We start from the raw sequence: 24175 nt of genomic DNA on the forward strand, positions 1-24175 counted from the left end.
AATGAGCCAGTTGCAAGGCAAGGTTGCCATCGTCACGGGCGGGGGCAACGGTTTCGGCGAGGGCATCGTCAAGCTTTACGCCAAGGAAGGCGCCAAGGTCGTGATCGCCGACATCAATAAAGAGGCCGCCGACCGCGTGGCTGCTGAAATCGGCGATGCCGCGCTGGCCGTGAAGGCCGACGTGTCGAGCCGCGCCGACATCGACAACGTGGTGCGCGCCGCGCTCGACAAATTCGGTACCGTGGACATCGTGGTCAACAACGCCGCCATCACCCACAAGAACCAGCCGATGCTGGACGTGGACGAGGCCACCTTCGATCGCATGTTCGACATCAACGTCAAGTCGATCTACCACATGGCGCAGGCCGTCGTGCCCGTCATGCGCAAGCAAAAGCGCGGCGTGATCCTGAACATCGGATCGACGGCCGGCATCCGTCCGCGCCCCGGGCTCAGCTGGTACAACGCGTCCAAAGGCGCGGTCAACGTGCTGTCCAAGTCGATGGCCGTGGAGCTGGGCGGCGAAGGCATCCGCGTCAACGCCATCTGCCCGGTCATGGGCGTGACCGGCATGTTCGAACTCTTCATGGGCCTGCCCGACACGCCCGAGAACCGCGCCAAGTTCGTCTCGACCATTCCGCTGGGCCGCTTTTGCCAGCCGTCCGACGTGGCCGCGGCCGCGCTGTTCCTGGCCAGCGACGCCGCCGAGTTCATCACCGGCGTGGAGTTCCCTGTCGACGGCGGGCGCACGGTGTAGGGTTGGGCGCCGGCTTGCCGGGGTCGCAAGGCCCCGCTCGCGCCGGCATGCCGGATGCCGCGACCGCCCGCGGTCCGGATCACTTCTGTGGATGAAGACGCATGAAAATCAAAGCGGCGTTATTGCGGCAAGTGGGGGTCGAAGGACCGTACGCGCAGTCCCGGCCCCTGACCATTGCGGACATCGAGCTGGACCCGCCGGGCGGTGGCGAGGTGCTGGTCAGAATCCGTGCGGCGGGGCTGTGCCATTCGGACCTGTCCGTCATCAACGGCGACCGGCCGCGCGGCGTGCCGATCGTGCTGGGGCATGAATCGTCGGGCGAAGTCGTCGAGACCGGCCCCGGCGTCACGGACCTGAAGGCCGGCGATCACGTCGCCATGGTGTTCGTGCCCAGCTGCGGCTGCTGCAACCCCTGCATGGAAGGCCGGCCCGCGCTGTGCGAACCGGGCGCCGTGGCCAACACCAAGGGAACATTGCTGGGCGGCGAGCGCCGGCTGCACATCGGTGACGAGTACATCAACCATCACACCGGCGTGTCCTGCTTTGCGGAATACGCCGTGGTGTCGCGGCGCTCGTGCGTCAAGGTGAATGTGGAACTCAGCCACCGCGAGGCCGCGCTGTTCGGCTGCGCCGTGCTGACCGGCGCCGGGGCCGTCATCAACCGCGCCCGGATCAAGATGGGCGACACGGCCGCCATCGTGGGCTTGGGTGGCGTGGGCTTGAGCGCGCTGCTGGCCGCGGTGGCAGCGGGCGCGCGCCGCGTGGTGGCGATCGACCTCAGCGACGAGAAGCTGGCGCTGGCGAAAGAACTGGGCGCCACGCACCTCGTCAACCCAAAGCAGGTCAAGACCGACGACGACCTCATGGATATGGCCGGCGGACGCGTGGACTTCGGCTTTGACATGGCCGGCGCCGTGCCCGCCTTCGAAACCGCCTACAAGCTCACGCGCCGCGGCGGGGCGACGGTCACCTCCGGCCTGCCCAATCCCAAGTTCAGTTTTCCGCTGTCGCTGTCGCAGATGGTGGGCGAAGAGCGCGAGATCCGGGGCAGCTACCTGGGCTCGGGCGTACCCGCCATCGACATCAGCCGCTACATCGACCTGTACAAGGCCGGCCGCCTGCCGGTCGACAGGATGATGGGCCAATCGTTTTCGCTGGACCAGATCAACGAGGGGTTCGATCACCTCGCCACCGGCGGCAGCCTGCGCGACGCCATCGTTTTCTAAGGGCACAGACCCGATCAACAACACTGGAGACAACACCATGAAGACCTCAAGACTGGCGTCCCTGCTGGGTGCCACCCTGCTGTCGGGCCTGGCCACGCTGGCCATTGCCGCCGACAAGCCCAAGGAACTGAACGTCGGCATCTCGACCTTCCTGTCGGGTTCGGCGTCCGTGTTCGGCGTGCCGGCGCGCGATGCGGCCGACATCCTGATCGAAGAGATCAACGCGGGCGGCGGCATCGACGGCGTGAAGATCGTGCCCAGCTACATCGACGAAGGCGGCGGCGGCGAAAAGCTCTTGTCCGAGTACCGCCGTCTGGCCGAAGGCGGCACGCGCGTGATGCTGTCGGCCATTTCCAGCGGCCACTGCAACATCGTCGCGCCCGTGGCCGAGGACCTGAAGGTGCTGAACGTGCTGTGGGACTGCGGCACCGAGAAGGCGCTGGAAGGCAAGAAGTACAAGTACGTCGTGCGTACGCAGGCCAACGCCACCACCGAAATGGTCGCGCAGGTGCTGTACCTGATGAAGGTCAAGCCCGACTTCAAGACTATCGCCATCGTGAACCAGGACTACGCCTGGGGCCGCGATTCGCGCGACATCTTCCTGGCCGCGCTCAAGAAGTTCAAGCCCGACGTCAAGGTCGTCGCCGAGATGTTCCCCAAGTTCGGCGCCGCCGACTTCTCCACCGAAATCAGCCGCCTGCAGGCGCTGCGCCCGGATGTCATCGTCTCCACATCGTGGGGCGGCGACCTGGACAACTTCGTGCGCCAGGCCTCGCAACGCAACCTGTTCAAGAACTCCACCTTCGTGCTGTCGCTGGCCGAAAGCTCGCTTGAGCGCCTGGGCAACGCCCTGCCCGAAGGCGTCCTGGTCGGCGCGCGTGGCGATCACTACTTCTTGCACCCGGAAACCAAGGACGATCCCAAGCACCAGGCCTTCGTGAAGAAATTCCACGACAAGACCGGCGCCTATCCGATCTACTCGGTCTATCACATGGTGCAAGGCATCTACGGCCTGAAAGCCGGCTACGAAAAGGCCATCAAGGACAACGGCGGCAACTGGCCGACGCCTGAACAGGTGGCCGCCGCCATGCACGACGTGACCTTCAAGGGCTACGGCCGCGAAGTGAAGATGCACCGCGCCGACGGCCAGGCTTTGGAAGCGCAGTTGTTCGGCGTGACCAAGAAGAGCGACAAGTACCCGTTCAAGGTCCTGTCCGACATCACCATCGTGCCGGCTGAGCTGGTGACGCCCGGGGTGACGGATACGTCGATGGCGTGGATCGAAAAGAGCCTGACGCCTGAGGTATTGAAAAGCGACCAGATCAAGGTGTTCCCGAACTGATCGGGACGGACTGAGCAAGCAGCAGTGTGTGTAGTGCAGGGATGGCCCCGGCGTGAGCGCCGGGGCGTTTTTTTCTACAGCTCCAACACCACCGTCTTCCCCCCGCAAGACCGCGAGCAGCACGCCATCATCTTGTTGTTCGCCTCGCGTTCCGCCCGCGTCAACACCACGTCGCGGTGGTCGATGTCGCCTTCCAGCACGCGCACCTCGCACGACCCGCACAGCCCTTCCTCGCAATCGCTCTGCACATCGATGTTGGCGCCACGCAATGCCGTCAACAGTGTCTGGTCCGCGGGCACGGTGATGACGATGCCCGAATCCTTCAGCACCGCCTCAAACGCCTGTTCCTTCGACGGATCCAGCGTCCCAAGCGTGGAATGGAAGTGCTCCACCCGCAGCGCATCTTCCGGCCACGCCGCGCAGCATCCCGCCAGCGCGTCCAGCAGGCCCTGCGGACCGCACGCATACACCTGTGCGCCCGCGCGCGGTTCGGCAAGCAGGGCCGCATAATCGGCGCGGCTTCCTTCGTCCTTGACGTGCAGATGCAGCCGGTCGCCGTGCAGCGTCGCCAGTTCGTCCGCCAGCGCCATGCAACCGCGCGATCGCCCGCTGTAATGCAATTCATAGTCCAGCCCCAGTTCACGCGCACGCCGCGCCATCGCGCTGATCGGCGTGATGCCGATGCCGCCCGCGATCAGAATGAGCTTGGAAGCCGACTCGTCCATTCGGAAGTGATTGCGCGGGCCACGGATGCGCAGGCGCGCGCCGGGCGTGGCGTTCGCGTGCATCCAGGCCGAGCCGCCACGGCCATCCGCCTCGCGCAGCACGGCAATTTCAAACACGCTGGTCTCGGCCGGGTCACCGCACAGCGAGTACTGGCGCGACAGGCCGGTGTCGCCGCATTCCACGTCGATGTGCGATCCGGGCTTCCAGCGGGGCAGGGGCTTGCCGTCGGGTGACACCAGACGCAGCCGCAGGATGCCGTCCGCGGCCTGCTCTGCGCTTTGCACGACGACGGGCCGTGTGATGGCGTGCGATGAAGGCTCGCCGATGCGTACGGGATGCCTGTTTTCAAGCAGGGATGGGTTCGCGCGCTCCGGGTTCTGCGCCGGATCCCATTCCACCCACAGGTGCTCCGGCCCGCGGAAGGAGGTGTTGGGCACATAGGTGAAGGACTGTTCTGCCAGCTTCAAATGCGGCAGCCGCCGCGTCAGTTCTTCCAGAAAGATCTGCATCTCCATCCGCGCGAGGTTCTTGCCCATGCACTGATGCGAGCCATAACCGAACGTGAGTTGATCGCTGGCGTTTTCGCGGCGGATGTCAAAGAGGTCGGCGTCTTCGAACTGGCCTTCGTCATGGTTGGCCGACGAGGTCACGATCAGCAGCTTGGAGCCGGCCGGAATCGCCACGCCTGCGATTTCCACGTCGCGCGTGGCCAGGCGGCGCCACGCGGCAACCGATCCGTTGTGACGCAGGCATTCCTCGACCGCATTTGGGATCAGGTTCGGATCCTCGCAGATCTCGCGCCAGGCCTGCGGATGCTGCAACAGCAGCTTGATGGCATTGGCCGACGCATTGGCCGTGGTCTCGTGCGCCGCCACGATGCCGGCCATCATCATCGAATGCAGGTATGAATCGGTGACCACCTCCGGGTGCGTCTGCTGCTTGCGCAGGCCGTATTGCATCCAGCCGGGACCCGACGGATCCTGCCGCATCTTGTCCAGGATCTTGCCGGCCAGCTGCCAGAAGTTGCCCACTGCATGCGCGACGGCGACCTGCTCCTCGGGCTTGGGACGGCCCCAGGTGTTCACTGTGTGCGCGATGGAATATTGCCGCAGCAGGTCCATGTCTTCTTCGGGCACGCCCAGAAAGTGCAGCGCCACGGTCAGCGGCACTTCCCACAGCATCTGGTCGACGAGATCGGCGCGCCCGTCGTCGATAAAGCGGTCCACGTATTCGCGCGTCAGGCGACGCACCATGGGTTCATGGTGCTTCAATTCCTCGGGCGTGAACGGGTCCATCAGTACGCGTCGGCGCGGCATGTGCGCGGGCTCGTCCTCGTTTACCAGCGTGCGGTTCATGGCGTAGCCGTACGATGCCAGCACCGCGTTGGCCTCCGGCCCCGTCGGCGTGATCTTCTCCAGCGCGATCGACGGGCTGAAGGTGATGTTGTCCCGGAAGATCGCCTTGATGTCGTCGTAGCGCGTCACGACCCAGTAGCCCAACTGCGGACTGTAGAACACCGGCTCCTGCTCACGCGCCCAGCGCACGTATTCGGGCGGGTCCTGTTGATAGCCGTCGCCAAAGGGGTCGAACGCGGCGGCGCGCGCGCTGACCGGACAGCCCGTCGGGCTTTGCGCGGCGGACAGCGCGGCGTGATCGATGGGACAGCCCGAGGGGCGCGGCGTGGCGGATGCTTGGTTCATGAGGTCGTTCCGTGTGTTCGTCTTGCGGGCCCGCCGCGGGGTGCGGCACATGTTTGCGGCTTTGGATGCGGCGGGCCGGTGGTGCGGGGTTCAACGTGATGCGGTCGAGCGTGATGCCTAGGCCGGCATGACGCGCATTCCCGCGTAATGCTCAATCCAGCGTGATGCCCAGATCTTTGATCAGCTTCTGCCAGCGGGCGCGTTCGGCCGTCAGCATCTCGGCGTACTGCGCGGGCGTGTTGCCAATCGGCTCGATGCCGAACTCCACCAGGCGCTGGCGCGTGGCCGGGTCATTGATGGTCGCGACCACCTGCTTGTTCAGGGCGTCGATCACCGGCTTGGGGGTGGCGGCCGGCACCACCACGCCGACCTGCGCGGCGGCTTCCACGTTCTTCAGGCCGATCTCCGCGAACGTCGGCACGTCGGGCAATTGCGGCAGACGCGTCGGATTGGCGACCGCCAGCGCCTTGACCTTGCCGCCGTTGATGAAGCCGGCGCCGGCGGCCAGGTCCACCATCATCGCGGGCACCTGACCGCCGGCGACATCCGCCAGCGCGGGCGAGGCGCCACGGTACGGCACGTGGGTCATCGTCAGGCCGGCCTCGACCTTCAGCAATTCCATCGCCAGGTGGTGCGGGCTGCCGGCGCCGGCCGAGGCGTAATCCAGGCCTTCCTTGCGTCCCTTGGCTTCGGCCAGGAACTCCTTGGCCGAGTTGACCTTCATGGCCGGGCCGACCACCAGGATCATCGGAAACCGTCCCATCAGCGTGACCGGCGCCAGATCCTTCGCCGGGTCATACGACAGCTTCTTGTAGAGGGCGGGGTTGAACACCAGCGTGCCGTTGTCGGCGGACAACATCGTGTAGCCGTCGGCCGGGGCGCGCGCCGTTTCCGACGCCGCGATTGCCGTGTTGCCGCCCGGCTTGTTCTCGATCACCACCGGCTGGCCCAGGCGTCCGGTCAGGCCTTGCCCGATGCTGCGCGCCAGGAAGTCCGACCCGCCGCCAGCGGCATACGGCACGATCCAGCGCACGGGCTTGGACGGGTAATCGGCAGCCGCCTGCTGCGCGGACGCGCTGGCACAAGCCAAGAGGGGCAGGGCCATCAGGCCGGCCAGGATGTGGTGTTTAACACTGCGCATGGACAAGTCTCCTCGTTGTGGAATGTCAAAAGTGCATTCCTTATTTGCGTAAAGCATATACGCAATGCGTAATTTTTGAAGAAGGGTTAACCTTAGTCCCGCTCCAGGCTTTCGGTCCCTCGGTTGCCGGCGAGCCCGCTGTTACGGAGCCGTATTTCCAATGAGCAAAGCCGCCTTGCCGCCCAAATCCGACCTCGCGTCTGATCTTGAATCCGCCGAAGCCCCGGCCGTCCGGCCTCGCGAACGCCGGCAGCGGGTCCAGGCCGCGGAAACCGGCATGTCCGTCCTGAAAGGGCTTGCCCGCCTGGGCGGCCGCGCCAGCCTCACGGCGCTGGCCGCCCACGTCGGCGAAAGCCCCGCCAAGGTGCACCGCTACCTGATGAGCCTCATCGCCGAGGGCCTGGTCGACCAGGAAGTGGCGACGCAGCAATATCACCTGGGCCTCGAAGCGCTTTATGTAGGGGTAGCCGCCATGCGCCAGGCCGACCCGCTACGCATCGGCGAACCCGCGCTCGTGCGCCTGCGCGAAAGCCTGGCGGTCACGTGCTTCATCGCCGTCATGGGCAACAAGGGGCCGACTATCGTGCGATTCGAGGAACCCGGCTTGCCGGTCACGGTGAACGTACGCGTGGGGTCGGTGCTGTCGATGCTGTGGTCGGCGACGGGGCGGGCCTTTCTGGGTTTGCTGGACGAGGCGCCGGTGCGGGCGCTGGCGGAAGCGGAATTGGCCGGCGCGCCTGCCGATCAGCGAGAACTGCTGGATCGCGACGATCCCATCGGCGTCTTGCGTCGAGACGTGCGGGCGTTGGGGTGCGCCACGGTGAAGGACACGAACCTGCGCGGCATCAGCGCCGTCTCGGCGCCGCTGTATGACCATACTGGACGGGTCTGCGCGGTATTGACGGCGCTGGGCGCGACCGGCGGTTTTGACGTTTCCGAGAGCGGGGCGGTGGTGGCCGCGGTAAAGCGCGAGGCGCTGGCGGCCAGTGTGGCGTTGGGGTATTTGGTGGGATAAATTTATTTCACTGCACCCCCTAAACCGAATTGTGGATAGGTGGATAACTTAGGAATGTAGCGGCGCGGAAGGCGCGCCGCCCAACTCCTTCTGTTTCACCATGTCCCGCGAAATCCAATGGTTATGGCCTACTCCGATAATGCACTACAACCTGCGCGAAAGCGGGCAGGTGGGCGCGGAGCTGCATGAAGCGCTGCAAGCTTTCTCCGAGCAGAATCAGAGTCGGCTTCTAAACGACGAACGTCGGTCCGCCACGATCGAGACGTTGTATACGCGCTACGACACGGGAATTTTCAAACGCTCTCGTAATCCGAATTTGAAGACGATTCGTGAACTGCTATTGTCCGAATGCGACAACTACGCGCACGAAGTCTACGGGGACCAGATTCGCCAAGCGCAACGCCATCACACTATGTGGTTTGTCGTTCAGCGCTCCGGTCAAGCGAAAGATGCCGTGCATGCCCATTATCACGAAGGCTCCGATATGGCGTTCGTCTATTACTTGACGATGCCACGAGACGGAAGTGGCCAACTAGTCCTGATGGACCCTAGAGGGACGGTGGGCCGGGGTGGATTCGTCGTTCCACGTCACGCATTGGTGAACATTATCCAGCCGAAAGAAGGCGATCTGATTTTGTTCCCCCGCTATCTCATGCATTACACAACCCCCAACTCCGACAATGTAACAAGACGGGTTATCGCGGGAAGCGTGAAATATGAACAATCCGCCTGAAACCTGAAAAAAATCGAACTTTTCCTATAGAGGAATGTTTTTTTTGGGTTTCAACTGAAATGTTTGGCTGTGTATGGTTTCTTATTGTAATTTTCAGGGGCCAAACCTACACTCCGCCGAATAATCAAGTTTTTTTGGCTGTTAATTCGGCGCATCCATGTATTACCTGTTCCGCCCGATAAAGCATTTGAAGCCCATTCGTGAATGGGCGCTTGCGCGCGGCGCAGATTTATTGATTGCACCGGAAACATTCGAGCTGACTATTAATTTTTGTGGGCGTCGTACCGTCATGATCCCCCGCTTTGTTCGAGAGCATGAGGGTCGAACCATTTACCAGCGCGATTTTGCCGAGGACGGTGATTTTATTGGCTGGATGCCCTATCCCGTAAAATCGTGGCCCTTGTCTACGGATAAGATGCTGTTTAAGCAATATGCGCTGAACAATGGGTTGAGGGTAACGGCAAGCTGGACAGACGGCGATCCGTTGTCACCGGATTTCATCATCAAGCCGGCCATCGGATCCTTTGGCGTCGGTATTCGGGGGCCTTTCGGGCCCCTCGCCCCGCTGAACGACGGCATAGCACTACGGGAAGGTGAATTCTGCGAACAGTTCATTCGTGGCCGTAGCGCCAAGGCCTGGTTTTGGAACGGGGAGCCCGTGGCGTTGGAAATACTCAGCCCGCCGCAGATAACTGGAGATGGTCGGCGGACGCTGCGCGAAATTGCCACCCAGCCCCGCGGCAATTTCGACTTGGTCATGAATCTGGACGACTCGGTGCAGATCTTGGCTTGGCAAGGGTACCAGCTCGACGATGTCGTCCCGCAAGGTGTCCACGTCATGCTGGATTTTCGCTACCTGACGCCGCATGACCGCGTCACGCTCAAGAATCGGGATGTCTGGGATAAGACATCGCCGCAGATTGCGGCGCAGTTTTGTTATGCAGGGCCTGTTCTGCAGCGGGGCATCAGCGAGAGCGTGCGTCCAAACTCCGTATTCACGCTGGATGCCGTGATTGACGAGGACGACAAGGTATGGCTGCTAGAAATGAACAGCCATCCCATGATTCACCCGAATGTCTACCCCAGAATGCTGGCGTCGATATTCGACGGTGCCGAAACGCCCGACCATGAGTCGAGCGAAATGGCAGAAATCGAGGCGGCGGCCGAGTCTGAACACGAGGTGATGAAAGACCATGCGGCCTGATCTAGCCATTCAGTTGATGAGTGATCTGTTCTGGACAGGTCTTTTGATCTGCGCCCCAGTACTGCTGCTCACGCTGGCCGTAGGCGTGGTCATCAGCATTCTGCAGGTTGTGACGCAGGTTCAGGAAATGTCGCTGACCTTCATTCCCAAGATCGTTGCAGCAGTCATCGCCATGGCGATGTTCGGCCCCTGGATGCTGCGAACGCTCATGCAGTATGCAACGACGCTGCTGCGAGATGTCCCGGGCTTGAGGTGAGGCTTTGACTATAACTCCCGAGCTTTCCGCCCTCACGGTTGTCGTCTTGATTTCGATCCGAATTGGAACGATGTTGGCTTTTACGCCCGTGTTCACCATGTTTCCCATCCCAGCTACCGCGAGGGTCCTCCTCGTGGCGATGCTGTCCGTCGCGACTGCGGCAGCGCTGCCGGCCACAGCTCATTCTGGGCCGTCTTCGGCGGGGACATTCATCCAAAGCGCGGCTTTGGAGTTTTCGTTTGGTCTGTTGCTTGCCTGCGGGATTTTCTGCACATTTTCCGCGATTGCATTTGCGGGCCGAGCCCTGGATATCCAGATTGGCTTCGGCATCGGCCAGGTATTCGACCCTGTCAGCCGTACGCAAGTACCGATCATCACCTCCATCTTCCTTTACGCCAGCGTATTGCTCTTTTTCCTGCTGGACGGGCATCACACCTTGTTGCGAGGAATTGCCTACACGCTAAGTGTGGTCCCCGTCGGAGGGTTCTCATTGCGGGATGTGAATCTTCGCGCCGTGCTGGGCGCTTGGGGCAACGCGTACGCGTTCGGCTTCATGCTGGTCGCACCTGTGGCCGCGATCTTGTTGTTGGTTGAGCTTGGCTTGGGCGTGTTGGCGCGCGGGCTGCCTCAAATGAACGTCTTCGTGATCGCCTTGCCCATCAAGATCATTGTGGGGCTCGCCGCCCTGGGCGTCTGGGTAAAACTCATGCCGTCTGGACTGTCGCGGATTTTCCGGCTGACTTCGGATGTGTGGAATGGGGCGGTGCGCTGATGCAGGAATTCGACAAGAGCGAAGCAGCTACCCCCTACAAGCTGCAGCAGGCGCGCCGACGTGGCCAGGTTGCGCGCAGCCCCGATCTCACGGGCGCCGTAGCACTCCTGACTGCAGCCGCGGCCTTGTACGCATGGGGACGGGAAGCCATGCATGGGATGACTGCCCTCGCGCGCGCAGCCCTGATACAAGGCCTGGCAATGGACCTGAGCGCAGTGTCTGTCGTATCGCTGGTAGGACATGCTGGGGCGGGTGCCCTCCAAATCGTTGCGCCATTTGCATTGACAGTCGGCGCAGCGGCATTGTTGGCCAGCCTGGCGCAAACGGGGCTGGTCTGGAGCTCGTTTCCGCTCAAGCCGGACCTGACGCGCCTCAACCCCGTCACTGGCCTCAAACGACTGTTCTCGATCCGCACAATCTACGATGCGTTCAAGAGCGTCATCAAGGTTTGCATACTAGGCTGGGTGCTGTATGTCGTCGTGCGGGACCTGTTGCCGTCGCTATATCTTCTAGGCGAGCGGGCTCCATTCGACGCCTTGAGCGATCTGATGGCGATGCTGGGTTCGATGGCGTTGAAGCTGGCGTTTGTTGCCTTGCTGTTGGCAATGCTGGATCTGGGTTACACGCGATTCGAGTTCAAACGCAAGATGCGTATGAGCCGCCGCGACGTCAAAGATGAGGTGAAGCATCGCGAGGGCGATCCTCGGGTGCGGTCCCGTCTGCGCGGTCTGCGGGTCGAAATGCTGCAGAAAGCCGCATCTGTGCGCCATGTCGGCCAAGCAGATGTGTTAATCGTCAACCCTACCCATCTGGCCGTCGCGCTGGAGTACAAGCGTGGGGAAATGGCGGCGCCTGTGATGCTTGCGAAGGGCGCCGGATCGTTGGCCGCGCGTATGCGGGCAGAGGCTGCGCGCTGCGGGGTCACGATCGTAAGAAATCCCCCGCTTGCTCGTGCCCTCTACTTTCAAGGAGACATGGGACAAACAATTCCCGCAGCGCTCTATGCGGACGTTGCCCGCGTCATGGTGTGGCTGCTGGCGCAGCGAAACGCCCGGTCTGCACTGCGGGGTGCGCGATGAACCGCCTGTCAGTCTGGCTGGCAAGCAATCGCGACGTCATCATGGTGCTCGTGGTGATGGGCGTATTGATTGTCCTGTTCCTGCCGATCCCTCCTTGGGCGCTCGACTTCCTGATTCTGGCCAACTTCAGTTTCGCATTTCTTATCTTGCTGCTGACGTTCTACATGACGCGTCCGGTGGAATTCTCCACGTTTCCATCGTTGCTACTGATCGCCACGCTGTTTCGCCTGTCGCTGAACGTGGCGGCGACGCGGCTTATCCTTTCCGAGGCGAACGCCGGCAGCGTGATTTCGGCAATTGGCGGCTACGTCGTTGGCGGAAATTATGTGATCGGCCTGATCGTATTCTTGATCTTGATTGTTGTGCAGTTCGTGGTGGTCACCAGCGGCGCACAACGCGTGTCGGAAGTCGCTGCGCGTTTCACGCTGGACAGCATGCCTGGCCAGCAGATGAGCATCGACGCAGATTTGAACATGGGATTCATCACCCAGGAGCAGGCTCAAGTTCGCCGAAAGACTCTCGAGAAAGAGGCCGCATTCTATGGCGCGATGGACGGAGCGTCTAAGTTCGTGAAGGGCGATGCCATTGCTGGCATCCTGATCATGGCCATCAACATTGTCGGTGGCTTGGTGATCGGCGTAATGCAGCTCGGGATTCCCTGGAGCGAAGCGATACGGATCTACACCCTGTTGACGATCGGCGATGGCATTGTGACTCAGGTGCCGGCACTCGTAATCGCGGTTGCCACCGGAATTATCGTGACCCGTTCTGCGTCCGATGGAAACTTCAGCCAGGAAGTCGCGCGCCAGATCACGCTGTTTCCCAAAACCCTGTTCCTCGTTTGCGCCGCACTGTTTGCATTGATGGCGCTGCCCGGCATTCCAGCATTGCCGGCGTTCGTACTCGCCGTCATGGTCCTGGGTCTGGGCTGGGCAGCAAGACGCGCGATGCAATCTGCTGATGACGCAGGCGGCACAGTGGACGGACCTGACGCGCTGCCCGCGGCGCCCGCTTCCGGCGACCCGTATGAGGCCTTGAAGGTGGAGCCCATCGAAATCCAGGCTGGCGCGCACCTGCTGCCGTCGGTGGTGGACCACAGCGGGTTCTCGGATCGCGTAACTGTCTTTCGAAATCAATATGTGCTGGAAATGGGCCTGGTGCTGCCGGCCGTACGCTTCCGTGCCAGCACGCGCCTGGCGCCGGATGAATACGAAATCTTGATTCACGGGGTTCCTGTGGGCAAAGGTCAGGCCATGGCAGATCGCTGGCTCGCCATTCATCCGGCGGGGGTGACCAAAACCGTGCGCGGGATTGAGACTCGCGATCCCACCTATGGCTTGCCGGCAGTCTGGATTGAAGAATCCGAAAAAGCGAATGCCCAACAGGGACGCTATACGCTCATCGACGGGCTTACCGTGTTGATGACGCATCTGACTGAGGTCTTGCGCCGGGAGTCCGCCACACTGCTGACGCGTGGCGAAACAGACAAGTTGCTGGAGAGGGTGCGGCAGACCCAACCGGGCCTGGTCGAAGAGTTGATCCCGGGCATCTTGTCGACGACCGAAGTGCAGAAAGTTCTGCAGTCGCTGGTGCGCGAGAAGGTCAGCGTGCGCAATCTGGAAGCGGTCCTGGAGGTGCTTGCGGACGCAGGCAGACATCAACACGACAGCGGACTCCTGGCGGAGCAGGTGCGGCAGCGTCTTGGCAATGCTATCTGCCGCTCGCTTTCTGGCGATACCAGCACCTTGCATGTAATCACACTGGATCCGCTGACGGAAGCGCACCTAGGCCATGCCTTGAGGGCGTCTTCCGAAACCGGCGGGCGGTTAGCGATTGAGCCGCGCTTCGCGGACCAATTGATCGGTGGTTTGGTGCAGCAGGCTGAAGGGATGATGAAGGCAAATCTGCTTCCCGTGCTGTTGTGCTCGCCGGACTTGCGCCGGCACATGCGTATGTTGACGGAGCGCGTGCTGCCTCATCTGCGCGTGCTGTCGATGTCCGAGGTCCCCAACAGCATCGACCTCAAGGCCTTTTCGGCCGTTTCCGTGGCCGCAGTACACGAAGCCGCAGCTGCGTGACGGGCAATGTCACGAATTAGTCAGTCTGAATCGGAGAGCCAATCTTGGAAATCATGAGTGTGATTGCGCAGGGCATGGGCGTGGACCAGACGCGTTTGAACGCGATCGCCGTCAACCTGGCCAATGTCCGTACCCCTGCCTATAAGCGGGAAATGGTGAATGGGATCGACTTCGACGCTCAAATGAAGGCACTGGAACAGCGTGGCTCAGCGGTAAGTCCGGCTTCCGGGGCGGCTGCGTCCTATTCGGATATGCGCCTGGGCGGAGTTCAGTACACCGGCCGTCCCTTGGACGTGGCGCTGACCGGCGTGAATGTTTTTCTGGAGTTGTCCCGGGATGGAAAGACGCTCTATGGCCGACAGGGTGCGATGCACACGGACAGCCAGGGACGTCTGGTGAATGCACAAGGTGATCTGGTGATGGGGCTAGGGGGAGAAATTCGGCTGGTATCGAGTTCGCCGCGGATCGATCACCTGGGAAACGTCTATGACCAGGGACGCTTCGTGGACAAGCTGAGCATGATGTCGTTCAAACAACCAGAAAAATTGGAGCGACTGGGCGCCGGCGTCTACCGCGCCGAGAGCGAGGGAGGCTCGGCGGCGCAGGAAGGCGAATTCTCGGTGCTGCAAGGATATCTGGAGGGATCCAACGTGGATCCTGCGCGAGAGATGGTCGGAATGATTGACGTGATGCGTCATTTCGAGAGCCTGCAAAAGACTGCCCAGTTCGTGGACGAGATGACGGGCCGCGCGGTGCAGAAGCTCGGCGAATTCTAAAAGGACAGAAATGATCGATTCCCTGTATATCGGCGCAACCGGCATGCACGCCCAGCAGACTGGCGTCGATGTGGTGGCCCAAAACTTGGCCAACATGAACACGACCGGCTACAAAAAATCCTACGTCGTGTTCGAGGACCTGATGACACGCGCGGCGATGCCTGGGCTTCCCGCCGGAGTATTGGGTATGGACCCCTCGGCCAACTTGGGGCTGGGCGTGGCAATTTCGCGCAACGCGAAATCCTTCGTCGCCGGGGAGATCAAACCCACCGGCAAACCTCTCGACCTCGCGATTCGCGGAGAAGGGTTGCTGGAAGTTGCGATGCCGGATGGCAGCGTGGCCTACACGCGGGGCGGCACGTTGAAGGTCGACCCGGATGGTCTGCTCACAACGCAGGCTGGATTGCCCCTGAATGCCATGATCTCGGTCCCCGCGGACAGCGAACAACTCACGATTCTGCCTGACGGCCGCGTCATGGCATGGCGTAATGGCGGCCGCGATTCGGACGAACTAGGCAAGCTGGATATTGTCCGCTTCAACGCGCCCGAAGACCTGGCAGCGCTGGGTGATGGCCTCTATCAAGCGACGGAACGTTCAGGCGATCCCATCCTGGGACGCCCGGGTGAGGACGGCATGGGGCTTTATGCCCAGGGCTATCTTGAAGCGTCCAACGTGCAATTGAACGAAGAGATCGTCAATCTGATGGTCGCGCAGCGTGCGTATGAGGCCAACGCCAAGATTGTCCAGGCGTCGGATGACATGCTCGGCTTGGTCAATAACCTCAGGCGCTAGGCGGCGGACGTGCGAAAGCAGCTTTTCTTCCTTCTTCTCCTGTTGCCGATGACGGTGGCCGCGCACTCTCCTGCCGCCCCTGGGGTGTTTGTCCGCAAAGCGGTTCAGGTGCACAAGGCGACCTTGACGTTGGGCGACGTTGCCGCAATTGAAGGGGCGTCGGATCGGGTGAGCCGCCTGGGTAGGCTGCCGATCGGCCCCGCGCCGACAACCCAATCGGTGCGGGAGATTGGAAGAGAGGAGCTGCAGCGCTGGATAGACACGGCGCCCGGCGAGCTGGGCTCGGTGGTGTGGCGAGGGAATGCGTCTGTGCGCGTCACGCGCAAGCAGGCCGCCCTGGATCAGGACGCCGTTGCCGAAGTCGCACAGGCAACGGCCGCACGAGCGTTACGCCAGAAGTTCCAAAGGTTCGAGGTCGAGCTGGCGGGAAGCCCGTTGCCGGAGCTGATTGCCGCGGGCCAATACGAATTGCGGGCCCGTCCCGTTGAACTTGGCGCGGAAATCCCGTCGCGCTTGGTGGTGTGGATAGAACTCTGGCGGGAAAAGCGCCTGTATCGCGCGTTGCCCGTAGCACTCAATGTTCGCGCGATCGCACCCGTTTTTCGCTTGAACGCGAGTCTTCCCGCGGGAGCATCGCTGTCGCCACAGGACGTGACCATCGAGGAGCGCGATGTCGCGGCGTTGGGAGCCGCATATTGGCCGGCGGAAGAGCCGCTGAGTGCAGTGCGCACCAAACACGCGGTAGCAGCGGGATCCGTCCTGCTGCGATCGCAATTGCAAGCGCTGCCCGACGTTGAGCGCGGCGACCAGGTGGCGTTACGCGTGCGCTCGGGCACCGTCATGATCGAGACCACGGCGCTTGCGATGCAAGATGGTTGGGCCAGCAGGACCGTTCGGGTGCGTCCGGCGCAGGGGACCGAAACCGTGCTGGCGCGCGTGGTACGCAACGGGTTGGTGGAGATACAGGAATGATCAACCCTCGGTTGCTGGGCCGTCACCGTGCGCGTGCGAGTGTGTTCTTGTTGACTATGGTCATCATGGTCGCCGGTGCCGGCGCCGAAAGCCTGTACGACCCTTCTCTGTATCGCTCGCTGGGGACTGACCGCAAGGCCAGCCGTGTCGGCGACGTGTTGACGATTCAGGTGGTGGAAACCTCTTCAGCGACGAGTTCGGCCGATACCTCGACGGGCCGCAGGGCAGGAATCGACGCGGAGTTCAGCTTGTCGCGTCACCCGACGACCGCGGCAAGCGTGAACGTGGACGGAGATTTCGAGGGCGGCGGGAAGACCCAGCGGTCTGGGCGGCTGCTTGCGCAGATGTCTGTCAGCGTGGTCGACATCGCGCCCAACGGCGATTTGTATGTAAAGGGCGACCAGCTGCTGACCGTTAATGATGAACAGCAGAAGATTCATGTCAGAGGTCGGGTGCGTCCGCAGGATATTTCGCCGGCCAATGTGGTGGTATCGACCCGCCTGAGCGATGCAGAGATCACATATGTTGGCGAAGGTGAACTGGCGGGAAGGCAACGACCTGCCTGGTGGAACCGCTTTCTCAATTGGCTGGGATTCTGATGCGTGGATTGATCGCGATTTTGACGCTGAGTATGTTGGCGTGGGCGGGCGAAGGTCTGGCGGCAAGGTCTGCCGCCTCGGACGTAGTCCGTATCAAAGACCTTGGAAAGCTCAAAGGCTGGCGTGAGAACTCGCTCGTGGGCTACGGCATCGTTGCGGGCCTGGCCGGCACGGGTGACTCTCCGTCCAACAAGACCACCCGACAGGCGATGGCGAACGTGTATTCGCAGTTTGATCTGACCGTCGCTCCAGAACAGGTGCAGAGCCGAAACGTGGCGGTTGTGATGGTTAGCGCGATGCTGCCGCCATTCGCCCGCCCGGGCGACGCCGTGGACGTAGTGGTGACTTCTGCAGGTGATGCGCGAAGTCTGGTCGGCGGAAACTTGCTGGTCACTGCGCTAAAGGCTGCCAACGGAAAGATCTATGCGCTGGCGCAAGGGCCATTGTCCGTGGGCGGGTACCGATACGACATGAATGGCAACGTGGTGCAGAAGAATCACCCCACCGCAGGTTCGATTCCCAGCGGTGCGCTGGTCGAGGTGGGAGTCAGTGCGCAAATGATCAACGAAGAAGGCGTGCTCACGTTCCTGCTGGCCAACCCTGACTACACGACCGCGGGCCGGGTGGCGGCGGAGATCAATCGCGCCTTGGGCAGGCAAGTGGCCAGGGCTCGCGACGCGGCCGGGGTCGACATTCACGTGCCGGAATTCGAGCGGAACGACCTGGTGGCGTTTGTCTCGCGAATCGAAGCGCTTTCCGTTGCGCCGGATCAGCGTGCCAGGGTGATTTTGGACGAGCGAACCGGCACGGTCGTGTCCGGCGGCGACGTACGCCTGTCCAAGGTCGCGATTTCGCACGGCGACCTGCGGATTTCGATCGTGACTGACAACCAGGTTTCTCAGCCGATTTTCGTTCGCCAGGCGGGCGGAGGCATTCGCACCGAGGTGGTATCCAATTCCACCGTGGACGTACGCGAGGGCGAGGGCAATGCGTTTGTCATGTCGGAAGGCAGCACCGTTGCCGAGCTGGTGCAAGCCCTGACGAAAATCCGTACCAGTACGCGGGACATTATTTCGATCCTGCGCGCCATCAAGACATCTGGCGCACTGCACGCCGATCTCATCATCCAGTAGTCCGCTATTCCTTTTGTGAGTGTTCATCGACATGATTGATCCGGTCACATTAAGTGCGCTCGGCGCCGCCCTCGACGCAGCCAGTCTTAGGCAACGCGTTGGCGCCGCGAACATTGCCAACGTCCATACGGCGGGTTATGTCCCCGTTCGCGTGCAATTTGAATCGTTGATGCCCTCGGCGGCTACAGCCTTGGATCGAGGCGGGAGGCTTGACCCACGGGCCTTGGCCGCAGCGCGCCTGACCAATTCTCCGTCGGAAACTTCGGTTCCCTACGGCGCAAATGCGGTGTCGATCGACCAGGAAGTCGCGGGCCTTGCGCGCAATGCGCTGCATTTCCAGGCGCTAGTCAAATCTCTGAATGGGCAGGTCGCGCTGATCGATGCTGCGTTGACGGACGGGAGACGCTGACCATGGACTACCAAAGTGCATTTGCCATCAGCGCCGCCGGCATGAGTGCCGAAAGGTTGCGCGTCGATGTCGCAGCCTTGAATCTTGCCAACGCAAACACCCCCTGGGCCGCAAACGGCGCCGGCTATCAGCCGTTGCGCGTGCAGGCTTCGGTTCGAGCCGCACCAGGAGCGCGCAGCTTCGAGACGTTGATGGACCAGGGCATTGAGGCAGCCCGGACCTTGAGCGTGGCGCCATACCGCGCACCGGCGCGCCGCGTCCATGAGCCCGGCCATCCTCAGGCGAACAAGGATGGTTTCGTCTTGTACCCCGGGGTGGACTCTCTGACCGAAATGATGACGTTGATGGTGGCAAGCCGCGCATATGAGGCAGACGTGGCGGCGTTCAATGCCGCCAAAAGCATGGCCATGAAAGCGTTGGAGATCGGAGGCCGCTCATGAGCATTCCGGCGATTGAAGCCGTAGAGGCGATATCGGTACCTATGGCTTCTGCATGGTCGCAGACGCCCAAGGGTTCGCAATTTGATGCATTGGTTAGCGGGGGTCTGGACAACGTCAATCATGCCCTGCTTCGCACAGAGACAGACGCGCAACGCCTGGCAGTAGGGGATGTCCAGAATCTGCACCAGGTCATGATCAACATGGAAGAGGCAAAGGCCAGCTTCCAACTCCTCCTGCAAGTGCGCAACCGTTTGTTGGACGCATATCAGGAAGTTATGCGCATGCAAATCTGAAACAGGATTTATCGCAAATGTCTCTCTCGGAGTTTTGGATGCGCCTGGACAGGCGTCACCGCTATACGCTGGCTTTCGGTGCCGTCGCGATCGTCGCCGCGGTTGCGATTGCGGGCTATTGGCTCACGCGCGGCAATTATCAGGTGCTGTTCTCTAGCGTAAAGCCGCAAGACGCCTCGGTAATGCTCAGTGAACTGGACAAGCAGAAGATCCCCTATCGGCTGGAGGCGGACGGTACTGCCATTCTGGTTCCGCAGGAACTGGTTCACAAGACCCGCATCGGACTGCTCGGTCAGGATCTGCCGCTGCACGGTGCCGTCGGGTTCGAGCTATTCAACAATGCCGACTTTGGCATGACCGAGTTCGCGCAGCGGATCAACTATCAGCGCGCACTGCAGGGGGAAATCACCCGCACCATTCTTTCCCTGTCGAACATCGACTCCGCGCGCGTGCTGATCGCCTTGCCAGAGCAAGGGCTGTTTCATCGCACGGGCGGTGTGCCGACGGCGTCGATTGCCGTCGCGCTGCGGGACGGACGTAGCTTGACGCCGGAGCAGGTGCTAGGGATCCAGCGCCTGGTGTCGGCGTCGATTCCCGACATTGAGTCCCGCAACGTAACCATCGTCAATCAGAACGGGGTCGCGTTGACAGCATCGGGCGACGACGGGGAGGGTGCAAGCGCAGCGGATGCGCGGCTTGCGCTGAAGCGCTCGACCGAGGAGTACCTGACGCGGAAGGTCTCCGGCATGCTGGATCAGACGTTCGGGCCGGGGGCTGTCGTGGCGAGCGTGGACGTGTTGCTGAACATGGATCGGATGCGCACCACGACGGAAGACATCTTGCCCTATTCTCCTGCCGGCAAGGGACAGCCGACAGGCGTTGTCGTGCGCGAGCGGCGCTCAAATCGAGAGGGAGAGTCGGCTTCCGGAAATGGCAACCGAAGGGCCGGGGGCGATACGGAAAGTGAGACCGACTACCAACCAGGCAGAAAGGTGGAGGAAGTGGTCTCGACACCCGGCGTAATCATGAAGATGGGCGTCACGGCCGTTGTGCGCGGTCCGATGGACGGCGGCGCCCTGGACCGGTTGAAAATGCTCGTGGGGAACGCTGCGGGGGCTCAGCCAGAGCGCGGTGACACCGTCGTCGTCTACAGCACCGACCAAATGGCCGCTCGCGGCGGCGATCCCGTGGCCCAAAAGGGTGCTCTGACGGCTGCAGCGGCACCTCCGCCAGCCTTGAGGACGGAGTTCGAGTGGACGCCTCGCTTGGCCATTGCGCTGCTGTTGGCGGCAGGTGGCGTACTGGTCGTGCTGCTGTTGTTGTTGAGCTGCCGGCGTCAGCGGGCGCCACGCTTGTCGGTGGAGCAGCGCGAATTGCTGTTGCAACAGTTGCGCGGCTGGCTCACGCCGTCCCCGTCCGACACGAAGGCGGAAAAGCCATGATGGACGGTTTGCGCCTGAGTGCATTGGCTTTGCATGCGGTCGCGGACCGTGACCGCGCTTGGCTGCTATCGCGGTTGCCTGCGGATCATCGCAGGCAACTATCCTCGCTGTTGAGAGAGCTGCGCGGTACGGGTATCCCCGCCGATCAGGAGCTGCTGAACCAGCTCGTGCTCGAAAAAGAAGCGCTTGCGAGTAATCCGATGCCCGACGCTCCCGCAGCAACGGTGCTGCGCGCGCATGCGCAAGATATCTGGGCGCTGCTGCGCGGTGAGCCTGACATGCTGGTTGCACGTATCGTACGGCTCAACGACTGGCCCTGGAAGGCGGTGTTCCTGGAGCTTTGCGGTGCTGGGCGAGCCAAACGCGTCGAGGAGCTGTCCGCGCGACTGGCCTCTGCCGCAGCGCTGGATAAGGCGCTGATCGAAGAACTCGAACAGCGCTTGGCAGTTCGGCAGTCCTCCGCAGTCCGTATGCAACCGGCGCGATGGCAGTTCCTGCGGCGTGGCAGGAGCCTGACATGAAGACAGCGCCCATTCTGCGGCAAATGCCGGTGGCGCCCTCATCGCGCTTGGTGGGTCAGGCGTCACCGCTGCCGCAGCGAACGTCGACTCTGGCTGCTGGCACTCGCTCGCAACCTGAGCCGGCTGCCAGTGCGCCGGTGTTGCCCCCAGCCGCGTCGAACGCAATGAGCGAGTTGGAAATAGAACAGCGTAGTCTGGCTATCGCTCAGCGCATGATCCAGGCTGAGGCAGAGAAGGTGCGCAAGGCAGCGCATGTAGAGGGGTTCCGATCAGGAATGGAGGAAGGGCTGCGCGCCGCGCAGACGCAGGTGGCTGAACAGTTGCGGGACCAGCAAACCAGATTCGTTGCGGTTGGGGATGCGTTGGTGCAGGCGCTCCAGCGCGAGCGCGGCGCTACGGAGGATGCTGCGTTGGAGCTGACGATGGCTGCCTTGGCCAGAATCCTGGGAGAGCCCCCGGACGCTGAGCGCGTCGCCAACATCATCCGGAAGGCAGGTGAGCAGTTGCGGGATCCCTCGCATGTACGCGTCAGGCTGTCGCCTGCAGACATGGAGCTCTTGCGCGCCGCCAGCGTCGACGTGGCGCTGCTGGTGCCTCAGGCCGCCGACGTTCAATGGGTGTCGGACCCGACGATTGAAGGCGGCTGCGTGCTGCAGACCGCATCGGGCAATCTCGACGCCAGGCTGCAGAAGCAGGTGGTCGTGTTGGCCGAGGCCTTGTCGCGGACTTATCGCTCGCGAGGAGTTCACGCGTGAGCGACGCATCCATGACCGCCTATTTGAAGGCGCTTGACGCCGCTGTGCTTTACGCGCGGGAGGGGTTTGTTCGTCAGGTCGCCGGCTTGGTTGTAACGTGTTCAGGTCCGGACGCCAGCCTGGGCGCGTTGTGCCGCATCACGCCCCAGAATGGTGGCGCGGACATTCTTGCGGAAGTGGTGGGCGTCAAACCTGACGGCGTGGTTCTCATGCCTTACGGCAGGCTGGATGGCGTATCCGCGGGCTGCCGTGTCACCGTTGCCGGAAGTCTTGCTGGCGTGCCCGTCAGCGCTGCGCTGTTGGGCCGGGTGGTCAATGCCTTCTGTGAACCGCTTGATGACGGGCCGCCCGTGGAGTCGGCATCCTGCGCGCCGCTCAAGGCCGCGCCGATCAATCCGCTGCACCGAAAGCCAATCGACACGCCCCTGGAAACCGGTGTCAGAGCTATCGACGCCATGCTGCCGTTGGGGCAGGGCCAGCGTGTGGGGATTTTCGCGGGCAGCGGCGTTGGAAAAAGCACGCTGTTGGGTATGTTGGCGCGAAGCGTAAAAGCGGACGTGAACGTAATAGCGCTGATCGGCGAACGTGGACGGGAAGTCCGTGATTTCATCGAGCAGCAGTTGGGGCGGCATGCGTTTGCGCGATCCGTCGTCGTGGTTGCGACATCCGATGAGCCAGCGCTGATGCGCGCCCGAGCCACCTATGCGGCGTTGGCCATTTCGGAGTACTTCCGAGACCAGGGCAAGAATGTATTTTTGACTATGGATTCGGTTACGCGATACGCAATGGCGCGGCGCGAAATTGGCTTGGCCGCGGGAGAGCCGCCGACCGCGCGAGGATATACGCCGTCAGTCTTTTCGGAGATTCCGGAGTTGTGCGAGCGTTGTGGGCGGCTGGAAGGCGGGGGCTCCATCAGCGCGGTTTTCACTGTGCTGGTAGAAGGCGACGACTTCAACGAGCCGATTGCGGACAGTCTACGCGCCACGCTGGACGGCCACATCATCCTGAGCCGCGATCTGGCGCATCGCGGACATTACCCAGCCATTGATGTGCTGCGCAGTGCCAGCCGTCTAGTTAGCGAACTCACCACAAAGGATGAACGCGCAGCCATGGTTCAGGCGTCGGCGTGCCTCGCATTGCTCGACAGAAACCGGCAGATGGTCGACATCGGCGCGTATCAGCCCGGGTCGAATCCAGCGCTGGACGTCGCTCTAGCTGTTGCGCCCGCGCTCGACAACTGGCTGAGGCAGGACACGGACGCGCCAGACACCCGCGCCGGCGCGTTCGCGGCGCTGGCCGATGTTATTCATCCGCTCCGAAAGGATATGGAATGACGGCCACCCAAGCACGCTATCGATATCCACTGGTGAAATTGGAAGCGCTCTACGCCCATCGGCTGGAGCAGGCCCGGCTGTCGCTCGCTGCCGCGCAGCGGCGCCTCGACCAGCACCAAGAACAAATCGAACAGTTGCGGTCAGCGCTTGGCCGCAGCCTGAAAGATTGGAACGCTGCAAGTGAACGCGCCCCGCGCTTCGACCCCGCGAGCCATGCTGCTGTGCGCGAGTCCCTTGCCGCGCACCATTCGAGGCTGAGAGTTGCCTTGGCACATGAGCGGGAGTTAAGGGCAGAGGTCGAGCGGTCCCAGGAACAGACGGCGCAGGCGTATCGTCGTACGCAGATCGTGGAGCGCCACAAGAATCAGTCGAAGCGCGAGTTCGAACTCGAAGTGGTGCGGTCCGATCAGCGTGAGGCCGATGCGGCGTGGCCATCATGGAGAGAACGGCTGTGACAGCATTTGATGCATTGATGCCCAGTGCGCAAGGGCCCGCAACGGTAGGAGCGAATTCCGGGCGACGCACCGCCTCGGGTGACTGGCGCCAAGCGGTGGAACACGCTCAGTTGCGATCGTGGCTGGAAGGACGAAACACGGAAGGTGGCCCTGGGCCGCAGCCAGGCTTGATCGATCCGCGCATTGCGGACTTGAAGGGTCGCAGAGAGGTTCCGGCACCCATCGTC

At 62.3% G+C, this 24175-nt stretch carries 25 protein-coding genes; 23 read left to right on the plus strand and 2 right to left on the minus strand.

The window, feature by feature from the left end; genetic code table 11:
• Position 1: 1 nt before the first annotated feature.
• The 3 genes from FBY20_RS14550 (at position 2) to FBY20_RS14560 (ending at position 3322) form a co-directional block, all read left to right on the plus strand.
• The gene (locus FBY20_RS14550; RefSeq protein WP_056559207.1) at positions 2-754 is read left to right on the plus strand and encodes a glucose 1-dehydrogenase; all 753 of its coding nucleotides are present in this window, start codon (positions 2-4) and stop codon (positions 752-754) included.
• Between the two features lie 101 nt (positions 755-855).
• Positions 856-1980, plus strand: coding sequence for a zinc-dependent alcohol dehydrogenase family protein (locus FBY20_RS14555; RefSeq protein WP_142053003.1), 1125 nt, complete (start codon positions 856-858; stop codon positions 1978-1980).
• A gap of 37 nt (positions 1981-2017) precedes the next feature.
• Positions 2018-3322, plus strand: coding sequence for an ABC transporter substrate-binding protein (locus FBY20_RS14560; RefSeq protein ID WP_142053005.1), 1305 nt, complete (start codon positions 2018-2020; stop codon positions 3320-3322).
• Between the two features lie 74 nt (positions 3323-3396).
• Here the strand turns inward: FBY20_RS14560 and FBY20_RS14565 are convergent, their stop codons facing one another.
• Complete coding sequence (locus FBY20_RS14565; protein WP_142053007.1) at positions 3397-5748, minus strand: cytochrome P450/oxidoreductase; 2352 nt, start codon at positions 5746-5748, stop codon at positions 3397-3399.
• Between the two features lie 151 nt (positions 5749-5899).
• The gene (locus FBY20_RS14570) at positions 5900-6889 is read right to left on the minus strand and encodes a tripartite tricarboxylate transporter substrate binding protein (RefSeq protein WP_056325097.1); all 990 of its coding nucleotides are present in this window, start codon (positions 6887-6889) and stop codon (positions 5900-5902) included.
• Positions 6890-7049: 160 nt separating this feature from the next.
• On the opposite strand from FBY20_RS14570, the gene FBY20_RS14575 reads away from it, so the two are divergent.
• The 20 genes from FBY20_RS14575 to FBY20_RS14670 all read left to right on the plus strand — a co-directional run bounded on the left by FBY20_RS14575 (position 7050) and on the right by FBY20_RS14670 (position 23948).
• Positions 7050-7904, plus strand: a complete 855-nt coding sequence (locus tag FBY20_RS14575) for an IclR family transcriptional regulator (RefSeq protein WP_142053009.1) — start codon at positions 7050-7052, stop codon at positions 7902-7904.
• Between the two features lie 139 nt (positions 7905-8043).
• Positions 8044-8637 (plus strand): putative 2OG-Fe(II) oxygenase, encoded by a 594-nt coding sequence (locus FBY20_RS14580; RefSeq protein ID WP_160144408.1) that lies wholly within the window; start codon positions 8044-8046, stop codon positions 8635-8637.
• A 157-nt stretch (positions 8638-8794) separates the two neighbouring features.
• The gene (locus FBY20_RS14585; RefSeq protein WP_142053013.1) at positions 8795-9841 is read left to right on the plus strand and encodes a hypothetical protein; all 1047 of its coding nucleotides are present in this window, start codon (positions 8795-8797) and stop codon (positions 9839-9841) included.
• Between the two features lie 16 nt (positions 9842-9857).
• Positions 9858-10097: a flagellar biosynthetic protein FliQ gene (locus tag FBY20_RS14590; protein ID WP_255452347.1), complete on the plus strand. Its 240-nt coding sequence runs from the start codon at positions 9858-9860 to the stop codon at positions 10095-10097.
• Between the two features lie 4 nt (positions 10098-10101).
• A complete protein-coding gene (locus FBY20_RS14595) occupies positions 10102-10869 on the plus strand; it encodes a flagellar biosynthetic protein FliR (protein ID WP_142053017.1) in 768 nt (255 codons plus the stop codon).
• The gene (locus FBY20_RS14600) at positions 10869-11948 is read left to right on the plus strand and encodes a flagellar biosynthesis protein FlhB (protein ID WP_142053019.1); all 1080 of its coding nucleotides are present in this window, start codon (positions 10869-10871) and stop codon (positions 11946-11948) included. Before FBY20_RS14595 ends, FBY20_RS14600 begins: the two co-directional genes overlap by 1 nt.
• Positions 11945-14026 (plus strand): flagellar biosynthesis protein FlhA, encoded by a 2082-nt coding sequence (locus tag FBY20_RS14605; RefSeq protein WP_142053021.1) that lies wholly within the window; start codon positions 11945-11947, stop codon positions 14024-14026. The genes FBY20_RS14600 and FBY20_RS14605 overlap by 4 nt, the downstream gene beginning before the upstream one ends.
• Before the next feature lie 53 nt (positions 14027-14079).
• The gene (locus FBY20_RS14610; protein ID WP_255452525.1) at positions 14080-14802 is read left to right on the plus strand and encodes a flagellar hook-basal body protein; all 723 of its coding nucleotides are present in this window, start codon (positions 14080-14082) and stop codon (positions 14800-14802) included.
• A 10-nt stretch (positions 14803-14812) separates the two neighbouring features.
• Positions 14813-15595, plus strand: a complete 783-nt coding sequence (gene flgG / locus FBY20_RS14615) for a flagellar basal-body rod protein FlgG (protein WP_142053025.1) — start codon at positions 14813-14815, stop codon at positions 15593-15595.
• Between the two features lie 9 nt (positions 15596-15604).
• The gene (gene flgA / locus FBY20_RS14620; RefSeq protein WP_142053027.1) at positions 15605-16567 is read left to right on the plus strand and encodes a flagellar basal body P-ring formation chaperone FlgA; all 963 of its coding nucleotides are present in this window, start codon (positions 15605-15607) and stop codon (positions 16565-16567) included.
• Positions 16564-17166, plus strand: coding sequence for a flagellar basal body L-ring protein FlgH (locus FBY20_RS14625; protein ID WP_255452349.1), 603 nt, complete (start codon positions 16564-16566; stop codon positions 17164-17166). The genes flgA and FBY20_RS14625 overlap by 4 nt, the downstream gene beginning before the upstream one ends.
• A complete protein-coding gene (locus tag FBY20_RS14630; RefSeq protein WP_255452350.1) occupies positions 17133-18299 on the plus strand; it encodes a flagellar basal body P-ring protein FlgI in 1167 nt (388 codons plus the stop codon). Before FBY20_RS14625 ends, FBY20_RS14630 begins: the two co-directional genes overlap by 34 nt.
• Positions 18300-18330: 31 nt before the next feature.
• Positions 18331-18708 (plus strand): flagellar basal body rod protein FlgB, encoded by a 378-nt coding sequence (flgB, locus tag FBY20_RS14635; RefSeq protein WP_142053029.1) that lies wholly within the window; start codon positions 18331-18333, stop codon positions 18706-18708.
• Positions 18709-18710: 2 nt separating this feature from the next.
• On the plus strand, positions 18711-19148 hold the full coding sequence (flgC, locus tag FBY20_RS14640; protein ID WP_142053031.1) for a flagellar basal body rod protein FlgC: 438 nt from the start codon (positions 18711-18713) through the stop codon (positions 19146-19148).
• Positions 19145-19441: a flagellar hook-basal body complex protein FliE gene (gene fliE, locus FBY20_RS14645; protein WP_142053033.1), complete on the plus strand. Its 297-nt coding sequence runs from the start codon at positions 19145-19147 to the stop codon at positions 19439-19441. Before flgC ends, fliE begins: the two co-directional genes overlap by 4 nt.
• Positions 19442-19458: 17 nt before the next feature.
• Entirely contained in the window at positions 19459-20883 is a 1425-nt protein-coding gene (gene fliF / locus FBY20_RS14650; protein WP_142053035.1) for a flagellar basal-body MS-ring/collar protein FliF, read from the plus strand.
• Positions 20880-21404, plus strand: coding sequence for a hypothetical protein (locus tag FBY20_RS14655; RefSeq protein WP_142053037.1), 525 nt, complete (start codon positions 20880-20882; stop codon positions 21402-21404). Before fliF ends, FBY20_RS14655 begins: the two co-directional genes overlap by 4 nt.
• Before the next feature lie 164 nt (positions 21405-21568).
• The gene (locus tag FBY20_RS14660; protein ID WP_160144409.1) at positions 21569-22159 is read left to right on the plus strand and encodes a FliH/SctL family protein; all 591 of its coding nucleotides are present in this window, start codon (positions 21569-21571) and stop codon (positions 22157-22159) included.
• On the plus strand, positions 22156-23493 hold the full coding sequence (locus tag FBY20_RS14665; RefSeq protein WP_255452352.1) for a FliI/YscN family ATPase: 1338 nt from the start codon (positions 22156-22158) through the stop codon (positions 23491-23493). Before FBY20_RS14660 ends, FBY20_RS14665 begins: the two co-directional genes overlap by 4 nt.
• Complete coding sequence (locus FBY20_RS14670; RefSeq protein WP_142053041.1) at positions 23490-23948, plus strand: hypothetical protein; 459 nt, start codon at positions 23490-23492, stop codon at positions 23946-23948. The genes FBY20_RS14665 and FBY20_RS14670 overlap by 4 nt, the downstream gene beginning before the upstream one ends.
• Positions 23949-24175 lie beyond the last annotated feature (227 nt).

Source organism: Achromobacter sp. SLBN-14, assembly GCF_006715415.1.
Lineage (GTDB): Bacteria > Pseudomonadota > Gammaproteobacteria > Burkholderiales > Burkholderiaceae_B > Achromobacter > Achromobacter mucicolens.